13 protein-coding genes and 2 pseudogenes are annotated in these 15,804 nt (G+C 64.8%); 6 read left to right on the top strand and 9 right to left on the bottom strand.

All coding sequences use genetic code 11. The features are described from left to right. The 5 genes and pseudogenes from LCI23_RS10040 to LCI23_RS10020 all read right to left on the bottom strand — a co-directional run. On the bottom strand, positions 1 to 459 hold a 459-nt coding region (locus LCI23_RS10040), incomplete at its 3' end, for a hypothetical protein (protein WP_224946318.1). Between the two features lie 111 nt (positions 460 to 570). Continuing rightward, positions 571 to 675, bottom strand: a pseudogene (locus LCI23_RS10035) (magnesium chelatase); the annotation flags it as partial. A gap of 283 nt (positions 676 to 958) precedes the next feature. Then, positions 959 to 1,273, bottom strand: a complete 315-nt coding sequence (locus LCI23_RS20675) for an antibiotic biosynthesis monooxygenase family protein (RefSeq protein WP_224946317.1) — start codon at positions 1,271 to 1,273, stop codon at positions 959 to 961. Positions 1,274 to 1,366: 93 nt separating this feature from the next. After that, entirely contained in the window at positions 1,367 to 1,900 is a 534-nt protein-coding gene (locus tag LCI23_RS10025; protein ID WP_224946316.1) for a GNAT family N-acetyltransferase, read from the bottom strand. A gap of 244 nt (positions 1,901 to 2,144) precedes the next feature. Next, on the bottom strand, positions 2,145 to 2,657 hold the full coding sequence (locus LCI23_RS10020; protein WP_224946315.1) for an adenine phosphoribosyltransferase: 513 nt from the start codon (positions 2,655 to 2,657) through the stop codon (positions 2,145 to 2,147). Between the two features lie 280 nt (positions 2,658 to 2,937). Between LCI23_RS10020 and LCI23_RS10015 the strand changes: the two genes are divergently transcribed. Together LCI23_RS10015 and LCI23_RS10010 are read left to right on the top strand one after the other, a co-directional pair. Next, positions 2,938 to 3,870, top strand: a complete 933-nt coding sequence (locus LCI23_RS10015) for an ABC transporter ATP-binding protein (RefSeq protein WP_224946314.1) — start codon at positions 2,938 to 2,940, stop codon at positions 3,868 to 3,870. Between the two features lie 9 nt (positions 3,871 to 3,879). Next, on the top strand, positions 3,880 to 7,461 hold the full coding sequence (locus LCI23_RS10010; protein ID WP_224946313.1) for a M1 family aminopeptidase: 3,582 nt from the start codon (positions 3,880 to 3,882) through the stop codon (positions 7,459 to 7,461). A 43-nt stretch (positions 7,462 to 7,504) separates the two neighbouring features. On the opposite strand, the gene LCI23_RS10005 is transcribed toward LCI23_RS10010, so the two are convergent. The 3 genes and pseudogenes from LCI23_RS10005 to LCI23_RS09995 all read right to left on the bottom strand — a co-directional run. Then, positions 7,505 to 7,885, bottom strand: a complete 381-nt coding sequence (locus LCI23_RS10005) for a SirB2 family protein (RefSeq protein WP_224946312.1) — start codon at positions 7,883 to 7,885, stop codon at positions 7,505 to 7,507. A gap of 37 nt (positions 7,886 to 7,922) precedes the next feature. Continuing rightward, positions 7,923 to 10,418 (bottom strand): adenosylcobalamin-dependent ribonucleoside-diphosphate reductase, encoded by a 2,496-nt coding sequence (locus LCI23_RS10000; RefSeq protein WP_224946311.1) that lies wholly within the window; start codon positions 10,416 to 10,418, stop codon positions 7,923 to 7,925. Positions 10,419 to 10,547: 129 nt separating this feature from the next. Beyond that, positions 10,548 to 10,775, bottom strand: a pseudogene (locus LCI23_RS09995) (accessory factor UbiK family protein); the annotation flags it as partial. Positions 10,776 to 11,036: 261 nt separating this feature from the next. On the opposite strand from LCI23_RS09995, the gene LCI23_RS09990 reads away from it, so the two are divergent. Genes LCI23_RS09990 through amt form a run of 3 tightly spaced genes read left to right on the top strand, consistent with a single transcriptional unit; the run spans position 11,037 to position 13,550 of the window. Beyond that, the gene (locus LCI23_RS09990) at positions 11,037 to 11,777 is read left to right on the top strand and encodes a TorF family putative porin (RefSeq protein ID WP_224946309.1); all 741 of its coding nucleotides are present in this window, start codon (positions 11,037 to 11,039) and stop codon (positions 11,775 to 11,777) included. A 23-nt stretch (positions 11,778 to 11,800) separates the two neighbouring features. Beyond that, positions 11,801 to 12,139, top strand: coding sequence for a P-II family nitrogen regulator (gene glnK / locus LCI23_RS09985; RefSeq protein WP_224946308.1), 339 nt, complete (start codon positions 11,801 to 11,803; stop codon positions 12,137 to 12,139). 10 nt (positions 12,140 to 12,149) lie between these two features. Then, the gene (gene amt, locus LCI23_RS09980; protein WP_224946307.1) at positions 12,150 to 13,550 is read left to right on the top strand and encodes an ammonium transporter; all 1,401 of its coding nucleotides are present in this window, start codon (positions 12,150 to 12,152) and stop codon (positions 13,548 to 13,550) included. On the opposite strand, the gene LCI23_RS09975 is transcribed toward amt, so the two are convergent. Further along, positions 13,516 to 14,226: a LysR substrate-binding domain-containing protein gene (locus tag LCI23_RS09975; protein ID WP_224946306.1), complete on the bottom strand. Its 711-nt coding sequence runs from the start codon at positions 14,224 to 14,226 to the stop codon at positions 13,516 to 13,518. The two genes, amt and LCI23_RS09975, sit on opposite strands and share 35 nt — an antisense overlap. Positions 14,227 to 14,466: 240 nt before the next feature. On the opposite strand from LCI23_RS09975, the gene gshA reads away from it, so the two are divergent. Further along, entirely contained in the window at positions 14,467 to 15,768 is a 1,302-nt protein-coding gene (gene gshA, locus LCI23_RS09970; RefSeq protein WP_224946305.1) for a glutamate--cysteine ligase, read from the top strand. The last annotated feature ends 36 nt before the right edge of the window (positions 15,769 to 15,804 follow it).

Raw genomic sequence — 15,804 nt, 5'->3', positions numbered from 1 at the left:
CTTAAATTGCCAGGTCGAGGTTTCGGGGGTGTAGGTCATGGTGTTCCGGAACTCCCCTGTCTTGTAGGGAAAAATAAATTGCATGATATTGCCAGCAATGTGACCCGTTCCGTGGGGAATGGAATACTTTGGCCCATGGCTATCCATCCAATGCACAAGAATTGTCTGGCTTGCTCCGTCATAGCCAATGAAGACTGTAGCTTCGTAATTTGCCGGTACCTGGACATCCTTCATACGCATTTCGGTAAACGTCCCTTGCAAGGCAGGCGCAGCGACCATCGTATAGGTCACTGGCTTTCCCTTCACGTCCCCCGACATTACCCAGTTCCCGTCAAGCGCTCGGAGAAGGCCCGGGCGAGCATCATTGGCGCTCTCCTGCACTTCGGCGCGGCTGAAAGAAGCGGCCATCAGCAGCACGACTGTGACAGTACGCAAAAAGGATTTCACCAGGTTTTTCATTCTGGATGTTGATTGTTTTGAAAGAAAAAGTGTGTACTAAGACAGGGGAGAAGTCAACGTCATCGAACGTTCGTATTGCTAAACGCTTGGGCATGGGGGCAATAACGGTTCGACGATGATGAAGGCTGACAGGCCATTGGCCAGGTGGACTTCGACATTGACCGCGGGCGCGCCCACGCCGGCGAGGGCGTGGCTTCGTAACACGGCGAGACTCATGGAGATCCTGACGAGGTGGGACTCGCAGGATGGCGGCATCGCCTGGCGGCAGGCTCGTTGAGCGCACCCAAGCGTGTGCTTTTTCAGTTAGCATTCGCGCGGCAGGTACTCCCACGATATTCCAGTCTTGAGGACAAGCAGGATTGGGGCAGGCCGCACGGACGCCATGTCTGCGCCCTGGCAGAGCCTGCGTACGTCCGCTAAGGCCCCGCGATCCACAAGTTGATGCCGGCTCTCGGCATCGGCGACCGTACCATGCCATAACAGCGTATTCAATGGCCGGTTACTTGTCGGGAGCCGCCGATATCAGGAGGTCGGCAACGACGTCGCCCCGAAGTGGACCATCTACAAGTTCGGCGAATTCACGCATCTGGTTTCGTAGTTCGACCATGCGTGCAGTAGGTTCGGGTTGTGTAGCCCAGAGGAGTTGGGATGGCCATTGGGCATACGCAAAATAATGGCCGTCGGTACACCGATGCAAACGCGACCCTAGACCGCCTCGCTCATCGCGTACAAGTTCGGTGAGTTCGAGCCAGGCGCGCTCGAAGTCTCGCTCATGACCAGAGGTTACTTTCCATCTAAAGTAAATCGCGTGCATGGCATCCTGTCGGGTTGTTGCCAATTTCGGCCGTTCGAGTCCATATCGCCTGCCCAGGAAAACATTCACCGACCGTCGCCGCGGAACAGGCCCTCAGCAACGTCTTTCAGCGTGATTTAACAGGTCCAGGGCCGCCGGGATTGCAGTATCAGGCAAAACGTAACGCGAATACGGAACCCCTTTAATGGGAGGCAGATCACAGTCGCGCTTGAAGCCAAGAGCGAGGTACAACGAGAGCGCGTTTGCCATGATTGGACTCGTATGGAGTCCGACCACGGGCGCGCCAATGTCGTATGCACGCGCAAGGGAGGCTGCAACCAGTCGTTTGCCTATCCCTTGACCGCGATGTTGAGGAGCGACCACGAGCATGCGAATAATCGACCAATCGTCGGGGAAAATGCGATTCCGGGGTCTGCCTGGACCGACATGCACTACCGCACCCACGATCGTTTCGCGCTCGGCAATGATCAAGTCGGCGTCACCCGCCAGGTCCGCCATACACCCAATTCCGTCGCGAAAGCTTGCCCAGTCGTCGTAATCATGCTCGTACTGGGCAAATGCCGCCAGCGCGACCGCATTGACACTATTGCGGTCTGAAGGGGCGTATTCCCGCAACACGACATTCATTGTGCCTCCACTTATCGATGATGTCAGACAACGCGTTTCGATATGCACGCTTGGCAGAACTGGCCGCTTTGAGCGTCACGGGCATGTTCCAGGTAACGTCCCATCGACCATCAGGCAGTGCATCGGATTGCCTTCTCGGGTTGGTGCTTTCCTGGCACTGGATTCCAGCAGTGGACGGTCGGAACGGCTCAGTGTACGACTTTCCTGCTCGCGTGGCAGAAAATGGGTTTTTGACAGGCGAACTTCAGATATCGCGCAGGGTCACGACAGGCATGGTCAACGCACGCTTGTCCCTGAAGAAAACAATATCGAACAGGGCCGCCGCGCCGACCACTTCCTTTCCGATCTGCCGCAGGAGGGCGGCCGCCGCTTCGATGGTGCCGCCGGTGGCCAGCACGTCGTCGACGATCAGCACACGCTGGCCTTTGATACGCTCCGGCTGGATCTCGATGGTCGCGCTGCCGTATTCGCGCTGGTAATCGATGCTGATCGATGCACCCGGCAATTTACCGGCCTTGCGCGCCATGGCGAAGCCGACCTTGTGTTCCAGTGCAAGCGCGCCGGCAATCATGAAGCCGCGCGCGTCCATGGCCAGGATGAAGTCGAAGTGCAAGTGATCGGTCTTTGCGTGCAGGGTGTCAATGGCAAGTCGCCAGTGTTCAGGCTGATCGAAGATGCAGCCAACGTCGATGAAATTGACGCCCGGTTCCGGGTAGTCCTGGAAAAATTCCAGAGGAACGCTGTTGAAATCGTTCATGTGCGTGTATGCCCTGCGGGCCAGCGAATGGTGAATGAACGAATTATCGCCGGTTCGGGCGCAGGCTGCTCTCCGGTGCCTGTTCGCCACACATCAACCCCCATGTTGCCTGCACGTTTGGTAAAAAAACGTCGTTCATTCCCGAATTCCCGCTTCTGGTCGCAAAAAATCTGGCATTACCCTGGGTTATCGGTACATTATCTGCACGGCAATATATGCCTGCATTCGCTGATGCAGTGACCAGGCAGCGAATCATTCAACAGAATATGGAGAACAGCAGATGCTATCGATCAAGCAGCTCAACAAGACCTACGCGAATGGCGTGAAGGCCATCAACGATGTCAGCCTCGAGATCCCGAACGGGATGTTCGGCCTGCTGGGCCCGAATGGCGCCGGCAAGTCCTCGCTGATGCGCACCATCGCCACGCTGCAGGATCCCGATAGCGGCAGCATCCATTTCCACGGCCTCGACGTCCTGCACGACAAGGAGGCACTGCGGCGCCAGCTCGGCTACCTGCCGCAGGATTTCGGCGTGTACCCGAAGGTGAGCGCGGAGCGCCTGCTGAACCACTTCGCCATCCTCAAGGGCCTGACCGGCAAGGGCGAGCGCAAGGAGGCCGTGGAGGCCCTGCTGCAGCAAACCAACCTGTGGGAAGCACGCAAACGCGCCCTCGGCACCTATTCGGGCGGCATGCGCCAGCGCTTCGGCATCGCCCAGGCCCTGCTCGGCGCGCCGCGCCTGGTGATCGTCGACGAACCAACCGCCGGCCTCGATCCGGACGAGCGCAACCGCTTCCTGAACCTGCTGGCCAAGATCGGCGAGCAGGTGGTGGTGATCCTGTCCACCCACATCGTCGAGGACGTGACCGACCTGTGCCCGCGCATGGCGATGATCGCGCGCGGCACCGTGCTGCTGCAGGGCGAGCCGCAGGCGGCGATCGACACGCTGAAGAACCGCGTCTGGCGCCGCACGGTCGGCCAGGACGAACTGGCGGACTACCAGGCGCGCTTCAATGTGCTGTCCACCCGCCTGGTGGCGGGCCGGCCGCAGATCAACGTGTATGCCGAGTCCCAGCCCGACGGCGGCTTCGTCAGCGTCGAGCCGGACCTGGAAGACGTCTACTTCCTGCAGGTGCGCAACGCCGGCCGCGCCACGGCAGCGCCGGCCGCAGCCTGCGCCGCCAGCGCCGCAGCGCCCACGGTCGCAGCATAAGGAGTGGCCATGTTGAGGGAATTCTTCAAGTTCGAACTGGCGACGCAGCTGCGCCAGCCACTGCTCTGGGTGTGCGCGCTGATCTTCGGCGCGCTGGCCTTTGGCGCTTCCACCACCGACGCGGTGCAGGTCGGCGGCAGCATCGGCAACGTCAACCGCAACGCGCCGGTGGTGGTCGCCCAGATGCTCGGCGTGTTCAGCCTGATGTCGATGTTCGTGGTGACCATCTTCATCGCCGGCACCGTGCTGCGCGATAGCGAAGTCGGCATCTCCGACATGCTGTTCGCCACCCCGATGAAGAAGCGCGACTACCTGGTCGGGCGCTTCGCGGCCGGTCTGCTGGCCTGTCTGGTGATCTTCGGCGCCATCATGGTCGGCATGATGCTCGGCCCCCTGATGCCCTGGGTCGACGCCCAGCGCGTCGGTCCGTTCGCGGGCGCCGCCTATGCCTGGGGGATGGCCGTACTGGTGCTGCCGAACCTGCTGCTGATCGGCGCGCTGCTGATGCTGCTGGCCGCGACCACCCGCTCGATCATGCTGGTGTACGTCGGCGTGCTGGCTTTCTTCATCCTGTGGATCGTGGCCGGCACCTTCACCTCGGACATCGACAACGAGTGGATCGCCGTGCTGTCCGATCCCTTCGGCGTGCGCGCACTGGGACGCGCCACACGCTACTTCTCCGCCGCCGAATCGAACGCCGGCCTGCCGGACGTCCAGGGCTACCTGCTGGCCAACCGCCTGCTGTGGTCGGCCGTCGCGCTGGTGCTGTTCGGCCTGACGCTGGTCCTGTTCAAGCCGCAGCGCGCCGGTACCGGCAAGCGCCTGTTCGGCAAGGCCAAGGCGCCGGTCGCGGCTGCGGCCGCGCCGGCCCAGCTCAAGCTGCCGCGCACCGAACCGCACTTCAAGGCGTCCACCCGCTGGATCCAGTGCTGGCACATCCTCGCCTTCGACGCCACCGCCGTGTTCAGGAGCGTGCCCTTCCTCGTGATGCTGCTGTTCAGCGTGCTGAACCTGGTCGGCAGCTCGGTGCAGATGGGCGAGATCTTCGGCACCACCGTCTATCCGCGCACCCACCTGATGGTCGAACTGCTCAATGGCAGCTTCACCTTCATGCTGCTCATCATCGTCACCTTCTATGCCGGTGAACTGATCTTCAAGGAGCGCCAGGCCCGCATCGCCGACGTCACCGACGCCATGCCGATGCCGAACTGGGCGCCTTTGGTGGCCAAGAGCCTGGCCCTGGTGGGCGTGATCGTGGCCTTCCTGTTCACCGGCGTGCTGGCGGCGATCGTCATCCAGCTGGTCAAGGGTGGCGCGGCGCCCGAACCGATGGTCTATCTCTCCAGCATGCTGGTCAGCGCCGCTCCCTTCATCCTGATGGGACTGTTCGCCGTGGTGCTGCAGGTCGTCACCAACAACAAGTTCATCGGCTACCTCCTGATGATCCTGTTCATGGTGTCGCAGATCGTTGCCGGCATCCTGCACTTCGACCACAACCTGTACAACATCGCCGGCCTGCCGCGCACGCCGTACTCCGACATGAACGGCTTCGGTCACTTCCTGCAAGGGTGGGGCTGGTTCGTGGCCTACTGGAGCCTGTTCATGCTGGGCGCGCTGATCGTGGCCCAGGCCTTCTGGGTGCGCGGCCTGTCCTTCGCCTGGCGTGACCGGGTACGCGAAGCCGGTCGGCGCCTGAAAGGCGCGCCGGGCGTTGCCCTGGCGGTGTGCACCATCGCCTTCGCCGCCACCGGCGCCTGGATCTTCCACAACACGAACACGCTGGCCGGCTACGAGGCGGGCAACGTCGCCATGGACAAGCAGGCGCAGTACGAGAAGGCCTACCGCAAGTACAAGGACATGCCACATGCCAAGGTGACCGACGTGCGCGCCGCGGTGGACATCTATCCGGACGAGCGCCGGCTGCTGATCCGCGGCAGCTACGTGCTGGAGAACAAGACCGGCAAGCCGCTCGACATGCTGCCACTGCAGGTCAACGCCGATGTCCAGACCACCTGGAAGGGACTACCCGCGCACCAGGTCGTGGTGGCGGACAAGGAGTCCGGCTTCAGCGTCCTGAAGCTGGCGCAGCCAATGGCGCCAGGCGCGCGCCTGCCGCTGGAATTCGTGGTCGACGTGCGCCGTCCGGGCTTCTCGAACGGGGGGCGGGCCGACACCATCAACCTGAACGGCACCTTCTTCAACAACCGCGAGTTCTTCCCGCAACTGGGTTACCAGCCGGGCTTCGAACTGCAGGACCGCAACGAGCGCCGCAAGCGCGGCCTGGGCGAACCACAGCGCATGGCCAGGCTGGAAGACACGGCCGCGCGCCAGCACTCGATGTTCGGGCCGGAAGCGGACTGGATCAGCTTCGAGACCACGGTCTCGACCAGCGGCGACCAGGTCGCGCTGGCGCCGGGCTACCTGCAGAAGTCGTGGAAGGAAAACGGCCGCAACTACTTCCAGTACAGGATGGACCAGAAGATGATGCCGTTCTTCGCCTACCTGTCGGCCGACTGGCAGGTGAGGAAAGGCGCGTGGCGCGGCATCCCGATCGAGGTGTACCACGACCCGAAGCACGCCTACAACGTGGACCGGATGATCGCGGGAACCCAGAAGGCGCTCGACTACTTCAGTGCCAATTTCACGCCCTACCAGCACAAGCAGGTGCGAATCCTGGAGTTCCCGAACTACCAGTCCTTCGCCCAGTCCTTCGCCAACACGATCCCGTTCTCGGAATCGATCGGCTTCATCGCCGACCTGCGCGACAAGGAAGCCATCGACTACGTGTTCTACGTGACGGCGCACGAAATGGCGCACCAGTGGTGGGGCCACCAGGTCACGGCCGCCAACGTGCAGGGCGCGAGCATGCTGATCGAATCGCTGTCGCAGTACTCGGCGCTGATGGTGATGGAAAAGGAATACGGCCGCCACCAGATGCGCCGCTTCCTGCGCTACGAGCTTGACCGCTACCTGCGCTCGCGCGGCAGCGAACGGATCGAGGAACTGCCGCTGTACCGCGTGGAGAACCAGGACTACATCCACTACCGCAAGGGCAGCCTGGTGTTCTACCGCCTGCGCGACGAGATCGGCGAGGCGCCGCTCAACCGCGCCCTGAAACGCTTCCTGCAGGACAAGGGCTACCAGGAGTCGCCATTCACGACCTCCAGCGAGCTGCTTGACTACATCCGCGCCGAGGCGCCGGCCGACAAGCACGCCCTGATCGCCGACCTGTTCGAGAAGATCGTCTTCTACGATAACCGCGTGACCGAGGCGAAGGCCAGCAAGCGCAGCGACGGCCAGTGGGATGTGACGATGAAGCTGCACCTGGCCAAGATGGAGGCCGACGGCCACGGCAAGGAATCGGCCCGCGCCTACGACGAGCCGGTGGAAATCGGCATCTTCGCACGCGCCGACGGCGCCAAGGAAAAGGACGAGCGCGTGCTGTTCCTCGAGAAGCGCGTGCTCACCGGCGACAAGCCGGTCCTGACCATCACGGTCAAGGACAAGCCTTTCGAAGTCGGTGTCGATCCCTACAACAAGATGATCGACCGCGTCTCGCGCGACAACCGCAAGAACGTCACCGTCGAGTGACGGGAGTGACGGGGATGGGCCGGGAGGCGCAAGGCTTCCCGGCCTAGAACAGCACCAGCGGATTCCTGGTCAGCGCCACCGCCACGATGTAGGCGAAGCAGGCCAGCGCCGCAACGAACGCGGCAATGCGCACTGCGCGCGTGCGCCCGCGCTTGAGCGCGATGCTGCCGAGGACGATGTAGGCCAGCAGCGCCGCCACCTTGGCCGTCAGCCAGGGAAACTGTCCCGGATACTGCCGGCTCCAGACCGCCAGGCCGATGGCGCTGGCCAGCAGCAGCGTGTCGACCAGGTGGGGGACGATCTTCACCCAGCGCGCCTGCAGGCGGCTGGAGTCGGACAGCATCCAGATGCCGCGGACCAGGAACAGCAGGCCGCTGAGCGCGGCAAGGTTCATGTGCAGGTGCTTGAGAGCGATGTAGGACATGACGGGGCAGGGTAGTGAAAGACCCGCTCAGTATGCCTCAGCCGCACTCCCCGACATAGTGGCATTCGTCGCAGCGGGTACAGCCGTCCACCTTGCGCAGCGCGCGGGCGCCGCATTCCGGGCACTTGGCGCCGCTGGCGGTGGGCAGGGCGCCGGCGCTGGTGGGCGCCTGCGGCCCGGCGTCCGGCGCCGTGCCCTGGCTGCGTTCGGCCAGGCGGCGCGCCATTTCCGGCACCCCTGCCTGGTTGCCCCAGGCGTCGAGGAAGCCGCGCCGGATCAGCACGCGCTGCAGCATGAAGGCGATCGCCGCCACTTCCGAGTCGTGGTAGACCGGCACCTGGGTGCCGTCCTCGCGGGTGAGCATGCCGCAGCGTACCGGGCCTTTCTCCCATACCACCTCGCGCATGTCGGCCAGCGCCCGCGCAATCGGACCGCCGGCGCGCGCCACCATCGACAGCAGGCGCATCGACGCGGTGATCCACTGCTGCCCGCCGGTGCGCTGGCTGGATGGCATGAAGAACTCGAAAGGCCGCTCGATCGTCACCGGACGGCCCTCGTGCACGCCCTCGGTGCGGATGAAGCTCACGGTAATGTAGGCCGTCTTGCGCCCTTCCTGGGTCGAGTACGCGATCTTCGAAGTCACCGATTCCAGTTCGCCCAGCGGCCGGCGGTCGAAGCGCTTGCGCAGCGGGTCCTCGTCGGGCAGGTCGGCGGCCGCCGGCTGCGGTTCGCCGGTGGACAACACGCTGCCCAGCACCGTGTTGGGACGGTAGGTGGACAGCCCCTTCAGGCCGGCCTGCCAGGCCTGGGTATACAGGGCGCGGAAATCCTCGTAGGGATAGTCCTCGGGCACGTTGACGGTCTTCGAGATCGCCGTGTCGATATAGGGCTGCACCGCCTGCACCATGCGCAGGTGGTCGAGCGCGCGCATCTCGAGCGCGGTGACGAAAGCGGGTGGCAGCACGGCGCCGTCGTGTCCGAGCTGGCGGTACAGGCGCCAGGCGTGGTCCTCGACGGCGTAGCTGCGCCAGCCGCCGTCGGCCGTGCGCTTGCGGCGCTGGTAGCTCCAGGCATAGGGCGGCTCGATGCCGTTCGAGGCGTTGTCGGCGAACGCCAGCGAGATGGTGCCGGTGGGCGCGATCGACAGCAGGTGCGAGTTGCGGATGCCGTAGCGGCGGATCGCCTCGCGCAGCCAGTCCGGCAGGCGCGCCGTGAAGCGGCCTTCCAGGTAACGCTCGGCATCGAACAGCGGGAAAGCGCCGTACTCGCGCGCCAGCGCGACCGAAGTGGCGTAGGCGGCGTCGCGCAGCGTCTCGGCGATGCGCGCCGCCATCGCACGGCCGGCGTCGGAATCGTAGCGCAGGCCCAGCATCGCCAGGGCGCTGCCCAGGCCCAGGAAGCCGAGCCCGATGCGGCGCTTGGCGCGCGCCTCGAGCGCCTGCTGCGGCAGCGGCCATTCGGTGGCGTCCAGCACCAGGTCGAGCATTTCCACCGCCACTGCGGCCACTTCGCAGAAGCGTTCGAAGTCGAACTGCGGATCGGCGCCGAACGGGTCGCGCACGAAGGCAGTGAGGTTGAGCGAACCGAGGTCGCAGCAGCCGTAGTCGGGCAGGGGCTGCTCGCCGCAGGGGTTGGTGGCGCGCAGGCACTCGGCGTACCACAGGTTGTTCTCGGCGTTCATCCGGTCCACGAACAGCACGCCCGGTTCGGCGTGGTCGTAGGTGGAGGCGATGATGCGGTCCCAGAGTGCGCGCGCGCGCACGTCGCGGTAGACCCAGCGGCCATCGTCCAGGCGGCGCGCCGTGGCCATGTCTTCCTCGCCCGGTTCGGCACGGTGCACCAGCGCGAACATCTCATCGGCTTCGACCGCGTGCATGAAGGCGTCGGTGACCCCGACCGAGATGTTGAAGTTGGTCAGGCCTCCTGCGTCCTTGGCGGCGATGAAGCGCTCGATGTCCGGGTGGTCGATGCGCAGCACGCCCATCTGGGCGCCGCGCCGGGCGCCGGCGGATTCCACCGTGCGGCACGAGGCGTCGAACACTTCCATGTACGAGACCGGGCCGGAAGCGCGCGAGCGGGTGCCGTGTACCTTGCTGCCCAGCGGACGGATGGCGCTGAAGTCGTAGCCGACACCGCCGCCGCGGCGCATGGTCTCGGCCGCTTCGGCCAGGGCGGTGTAGATGCCGGGCAGGCCGTCCTCGCTGCCGGAGATGGAGTCGCCTACCGGCTGGACGAAGCAGTTGATGAGGGTGGCCTGCGAATCCAGGCCGGCGGCCGAGTTGATGCGTCCGGCCGGAACGAAGCCCTGTTCCTGGGCCCAGAGGAAGCGCGCTTCGAGTTCGGCGCGCCGGGTGGCCGACTCCTCCGCCTCGTCCGCCTCCTCGGGGTAGGCGGCTGCGGCGAGGGCGCGCGCCACGCGCCGGCGCACATCGCCGATGCCGCTCTCATCGCCCCTGGCGTATTTTTCGCGCAGGACGTCGAGCGAGACTTCCTGCGGTGCGAGCAGCCCGTGGGCCAGGTCGCTTGCCTGCATGTCAGGCAGTCAAGACTTGTCGATGATGATGTGCGGCGCGGCCGGGTCGGTGGCGCCTTCCAGTGGGCCGGACGCCGCAGCCGAGGCCGCAGGTGTAGCGGTGGTCGATCCGCCGGCCTGGCCGGACAGGCGCGCTTCCAGTTCCACCACGCGCAGCTCCAGCGCTTCCAGCTTGGCGCGGGTTTTCGCCAGCACCTGGGCCTGGATGTCGAACTCTTCGCGGGTGACGAGATCGAGCTTCGAGAAGCCCTGGGTCATGATGGCCTTGACGTTGCGTTCGATGTCCTTGGCCGGCGAGCTCTCCAGCGCCTGGTTGATCTTGCCCTGCAAGTCGTTGAAGAAAGTATTCATATCCATTTCCTAGTTTTACGAAGCAATGCACCGCCATGGTGCGTCGGCTTCCGCTTTGGTGCGCCGTTCGTTGCCGGATGGCCGGCGCAGGGGTTGCCCGGGTTGTTCGAAACGCAAATGGGGCGGATGGCTGAGAAAACAAGCGCCGCATTGCGCTTTTTCGGCTGGCACGCATCCTGCTAAAGAGTTGTCAGGCGTGTAGCAAACAGGATTGTAAACCGCAACGGCCGCCGTCACGGCAGGGCTGTTGAATATAAGGGGAATGTCATGAAGCGCAACACAAGTGCAGCAATCTGGGCCGTGCTGGCCCTGTCGGGAGCGCCAGCGTTCGCACAGGAGTCCGCACCGGCAGGCGCACCGGAGCACGCAGTCAGCTACAACGCCGCCATCACCAGCGACTACCGTTACCGCGGGCTGTCGCAAACCCGGTTCGACCCGGCGCTGCAGGGCGGCGCCGACTACGTGCATGGCCCGACCGGCCTGTACGTGGGCACCTGGCTGTCCACCATCAAATGGACCAAGGATCTCGGCGGCGACGGCAACATCGAATGGGACCTGTACGCCGGCAAGCGCGGCACTCTGGGAGAGTCCACCACCTACGACATCGGCGGCCTGTACTACTGGTATCCGTCGAACGGCCTGCAGCCGCGCGCCAATACCTTCGAGCTGTATGCGCGCCTGGGCTTCGGGCCAGCCTACGTCAAGTACTCGCATGCGACCACCAACCTGTTCGGTACCGCCGACAGCAAGGGCAGCGGCTATGTGGACGTCGGCGCCGACCTTGATGTCGGCAAGGGCTTCGTGCTGAACCTGCATGCGGGGCACCAACGGGTAGCCCACAACAGCGCCTATTCGTATGCCGACTACAAGGTCGGCCTGAGCAAGGAGATCGGCGGGGCAACCCTGTCGCTGGCCTGGGTCAAGGCGAACACCGAGGCCTACCTGAGTCCGCAGGGCAGGAACCTCGGCAAGTCGGGCGCGGTCCTGAGCCTGTCGAAGACTTTCTAGAAGCAAATAAAAAGAGGCAAGACATGAAAATGATTACCGCCATCATCAAACCCTTCAAGCTCGACGAGGTGCGCGAAGCGCTGTCCGAGATCAATGTACAGGGCATGACCGTGACCGAAGTCAAAGGCTTTGGCCGCCAGAAGGGTCACACCGAACTCTACCGAGGCGCCGAGTACGTGGTCGATTTCCTCCCGAAGATCAAGATCGAGGCCGCGGTGGACGATGCCGTGGTCGACCAGGTCATCGACGCCATCTCGGGCGCGGCCCGCACCGGCAAGATCGGCGACGGCAAGATCTTCGTGGCCGACCTCAACCAGGTCATCCGTATCCGTACCGGCGAGACCGGCAACGACGCACTGTAAGGGGAATTCGATGAAGCTCACCATTGGCAAGATCCTGGGCGGCCTGGCCGCCGCCGGCCTGGCGCTGCCGGCCCTGGCCGCGCCCACCATCAACAAGGGCGACACCGCCTGGATGTTCGTGGCCACGCTGCTGGTCATCATGATGTCGATTCCCGGCCTGGCCCTGTTCTACGGCGGCCTGGTGCGCGCCAAGAACATGCTGTCGGTGCTGATGCAGGTGTTCATGGTGTTCTGCCTGATCATCGTGCTGTGGTGCCTGTACGGCTACTCGCTGGCCTTCACCGAGAACAACGCCTTCATCGGCGGCTTCGACCGTGCCTTCCTGAGCGGCATCTACGACGCCAGCACCGGCAGCTTCAGCCAGGCCGCCACCTTCAGCAAGGAGACCATGATCCCCGAGTTCATCTTCGTCGCCTTCCAGGGAACCTTCGCCGCCATCACCTGCGGCCTGATCGTGGGTGCTTTCGCCGAGCGCGTGCGCTTCGGCGCGGTACTGCTGTTCATGGTGCTGTGGTTTACCTTCGGCTACCTGCCGGTGGCCCACATGGTCTGGTTCTGGGCCGGTCCGGACGCGATTTCGGACGCCGCCACGCTGGCGACCGTCACCGGGAACGCGGGCTTCCTGTGGCAGCACGGCGCCCTCGATTTCGCGGGCGGCACCGTGGTCCACATCAACGCGGCGGTGGCCGGCCTGGTCGGCGCCTATGTGATCGGCAAGCGCATCGGCCTGGGCCGCGAGGCGATGGCCCCGCATTCGCTGACCATGACCATGATCGGTGCCTCGCTGCTGTGGGTGGGCTGGTTCGGCTTCAATGCCGGCTCGGCGCTGGAAGCGGGCGACGTGGCCGCGCTGGCCTTCATCAACACCCTGCTGGCCACCGCGGCCGCGGCCGTGGCCTGGATGTTCGGCGAGTGGGCTTTCAAGCGCCAGCCCTCGCTGCTGGGCGCGGTGTCGGGCGCGGTCTCGGGCCTGGTGGCGATCACCCCGGGCGCCGGCTTTGTCGGCCCGATGGGTGCGCTGGTGATGGGGCTGCTGGCGGGCGTGGTGTGCCTGTGGGGCGTGACCGGCCTGAAGCGCCTGCTGGGCGCCGACGACTCGCTCGACGTGTTCGGCGTGCACGGCGTGGGCGGGATCCTGGGCGCGCTGCTGACCGGCGTGTTCGCCGCACCCTCCCTGGGCGGGCAGGGCGTGTGGGACTACGTCGCCAACAAGGCCTCGCCGGACTATTCGATCGCGGGACAATTACTGGTGCAGGCCGAAGCGGTGGGCGTCACCATCGTGTGGTCGGCAGTGGTCGCCTTCGCCGCCTTCAAGCTGGTGGATGTGCTGGTGGGCCTGCGCGTGCCGGCGGACCAGGAGCGCGAGGGGCTGGACATCACCAGCCACGGGGAGTCGGCGTACCACTTGTGACAGCCCGTTCGCCGGTATGCTCGAGATGCTGCAGGAAGGCCGTTGCGACCGGCGACAGTTTCTTCCCTTTCCGGTACAGGGTCCACCAGTTCGACTGCACGGGGAACCCTGCGACCGAGAGCACGGCCAGGTGCTCGTCTTCCGGGCGCTCGCCCAGCGCGTGGCGTGAGATGACACCGAGGCCCAGGCTGGCCGCCACCGCCTGCTTGATCGCTTCGTTGCTGCCCAGCTCCATCCGCACATCGGGCCGGAAGCCGAGCGCCTTGAAATGCTTGTCGCAGGCGAGCCGGGTGCCGGACCCTTTTTCGCGCAGGATGAAGCGCAGCGGCGCCAGTTCGGCCAGGGCGATGCGCGCGCGCCCGACCAGCGGGTGCGCCGCCGAGGCCACCACGTCGAGCGGGTTGCCCAGGAAGGCATGGCGCTCGAGTTCCAGGTCCTCGGGCGGCATCGACATGATGTAGAGGTCGTCGAGGTTGTCGCGCAGGCGCCTCAGCACCCCGTCGCGGTTGAGCACTTCGAGCGCGATGTCGATGTCCGGAAAGGCGGCGCAGAAGCTGCCGAGCAAACGCGGCACGAAATACTTCGCGGTACTGACCACCGACAGCCGCAGCCGGCCGCGGGTCATGCCCCGGATGCCGTCCACCTGCTGTTCGAACGCCGACCACTCGTCCATCATGGCGCGCGCCGTGTGCGCCAGCGCCTCGCCCGCCGCCCTCGGGCGTGACCTTCCCCCTGAACATCCTGCTGGGTATTCCGGTCTATGCCTGGGCCGCTGTCGCCCTGCTGGGATGACAGGATGGGCGAACCGGTGCCCGGGAATTGCTCGCCGTGCAATCGCGCCTTTAAAACGGCTTGTTCGTCCCTATATGAGCGTACCGATATAATTCGAATAAGCCATCACTAGGACGTCCACACCATGGTTCCGCACCTCGCCACCGCCCTGACCGGTCCTCTCCTGGACCTGGAAAAGAAAATCCTCGAAGCCACGCCCGCCATCGAGCGCTGGTTCCGCCTCGAGTGGCAGGAGCATACCCCGCCTTTCTACTGCTCGGTCGACCTGCGCAACGCCGGCTACAAGCTGGCCCCGGTCGATACCAACCTGTTCCCGGGCGGATTCAACAACCTGTCCACCGAGATGCTGCCGCTGGCCGTGCAGGCGGCCATGGCCGCGATCGACAAGTACTGCCCGGATGCGCGCAACCTCCTGATGATCCCGGAAGTGCACACGCGCAACCCGATGTACCTGCAGAACGTGGCGCGCCTGATGCAGATCTTCCGCCAGACCGGCCTGCACGTGCGCCTCGGCTCGCTGTCGCCGGAAGTCACCCAGCCGACCCCGCTGGCGCTACCGGACGGGAACATGCTGGTGGTCGAACCCCTGGTGCGCTCGCCCAACGGCCGCCGGGTCGGGCTGGCCGACTTCGACCCCTGCACCATCCTGCTCAACAACGACCTGTCCGCGGGCATCCCGTCCATCCTGGAAAACATCCACGAGCAGTCGCTGCTGCCGCCGCTGCACGCTGGCTGGGCCATGCGGCGCAAGAGCAACCACTTCAAGGCCTTCGACGAAGTGGCCAAGAAGTTCGGCAAGCTGATCGAGATCGATCCGTGGCTGGTCAACCCGCTGCACAGCAAGGTCGGCGAGATCGACCTGCAGGACGACGTCGGCACCGAGCAGCTGGCCGACGCCGTTTCGGCGCTGCTGTCCAAGATCAAGAAGAAGTACAAGGAATACGGCATGAAGGAGCAAAAGCCCTTCGTGATCGTCAAGCCGGATGCCGGTACCTACGGCATGGGCGTCATGACCATCAAGGACGCGAGCGAAGTGCGCGACCTGAGCCGTGCCCAGCGCAACCGGATGACGGTCATCAAGGATGGGGTCGCCATCACCGACATGATCGTGCAGGAAGGCGTGCCGACCTTCGAGTCGATCAACGATGCCGTGGCCGAGCCGGTGGTGTACATGATCGACCGTTACGTGGTGGGCGGCTTCTACCGCGTGCACGCCGAGCGCGGCATCGACCAGAATTTGAACGCGCCGGGCTCGCAATACGTGCCGCTGGCGTTTGCCCAGCAGCATGCGGTGCCCGACCTCAAGGCCAAGCCGGGCACGGCCGCGCCGAACCGCTTCTACGTGTACGGCGTGGTGGCGCGCCTGGGGCTGCTGGCGGCCTCGCTGGAACTCGAGCGCACCGACCCGAATCCGGAAGTGTACTGAGTGGCGCCGGGGGCGGGGAGTGGCTGGAAGCGGGCA

Origin of the sequence: Massilia sp. MS-15 (assembly GCF_020176695.1) — a bacterium.
GTDB classification, from domain to species: Bacteria; Pseudomonadota; Gammaproteobacteria; order Burkholderiales; family Burkholderiaceae_D; genus Telluria; species Telluria hydrophila.
This window is presented reverse-complemented; position numbering and strand designations above follow the sequence as displayed.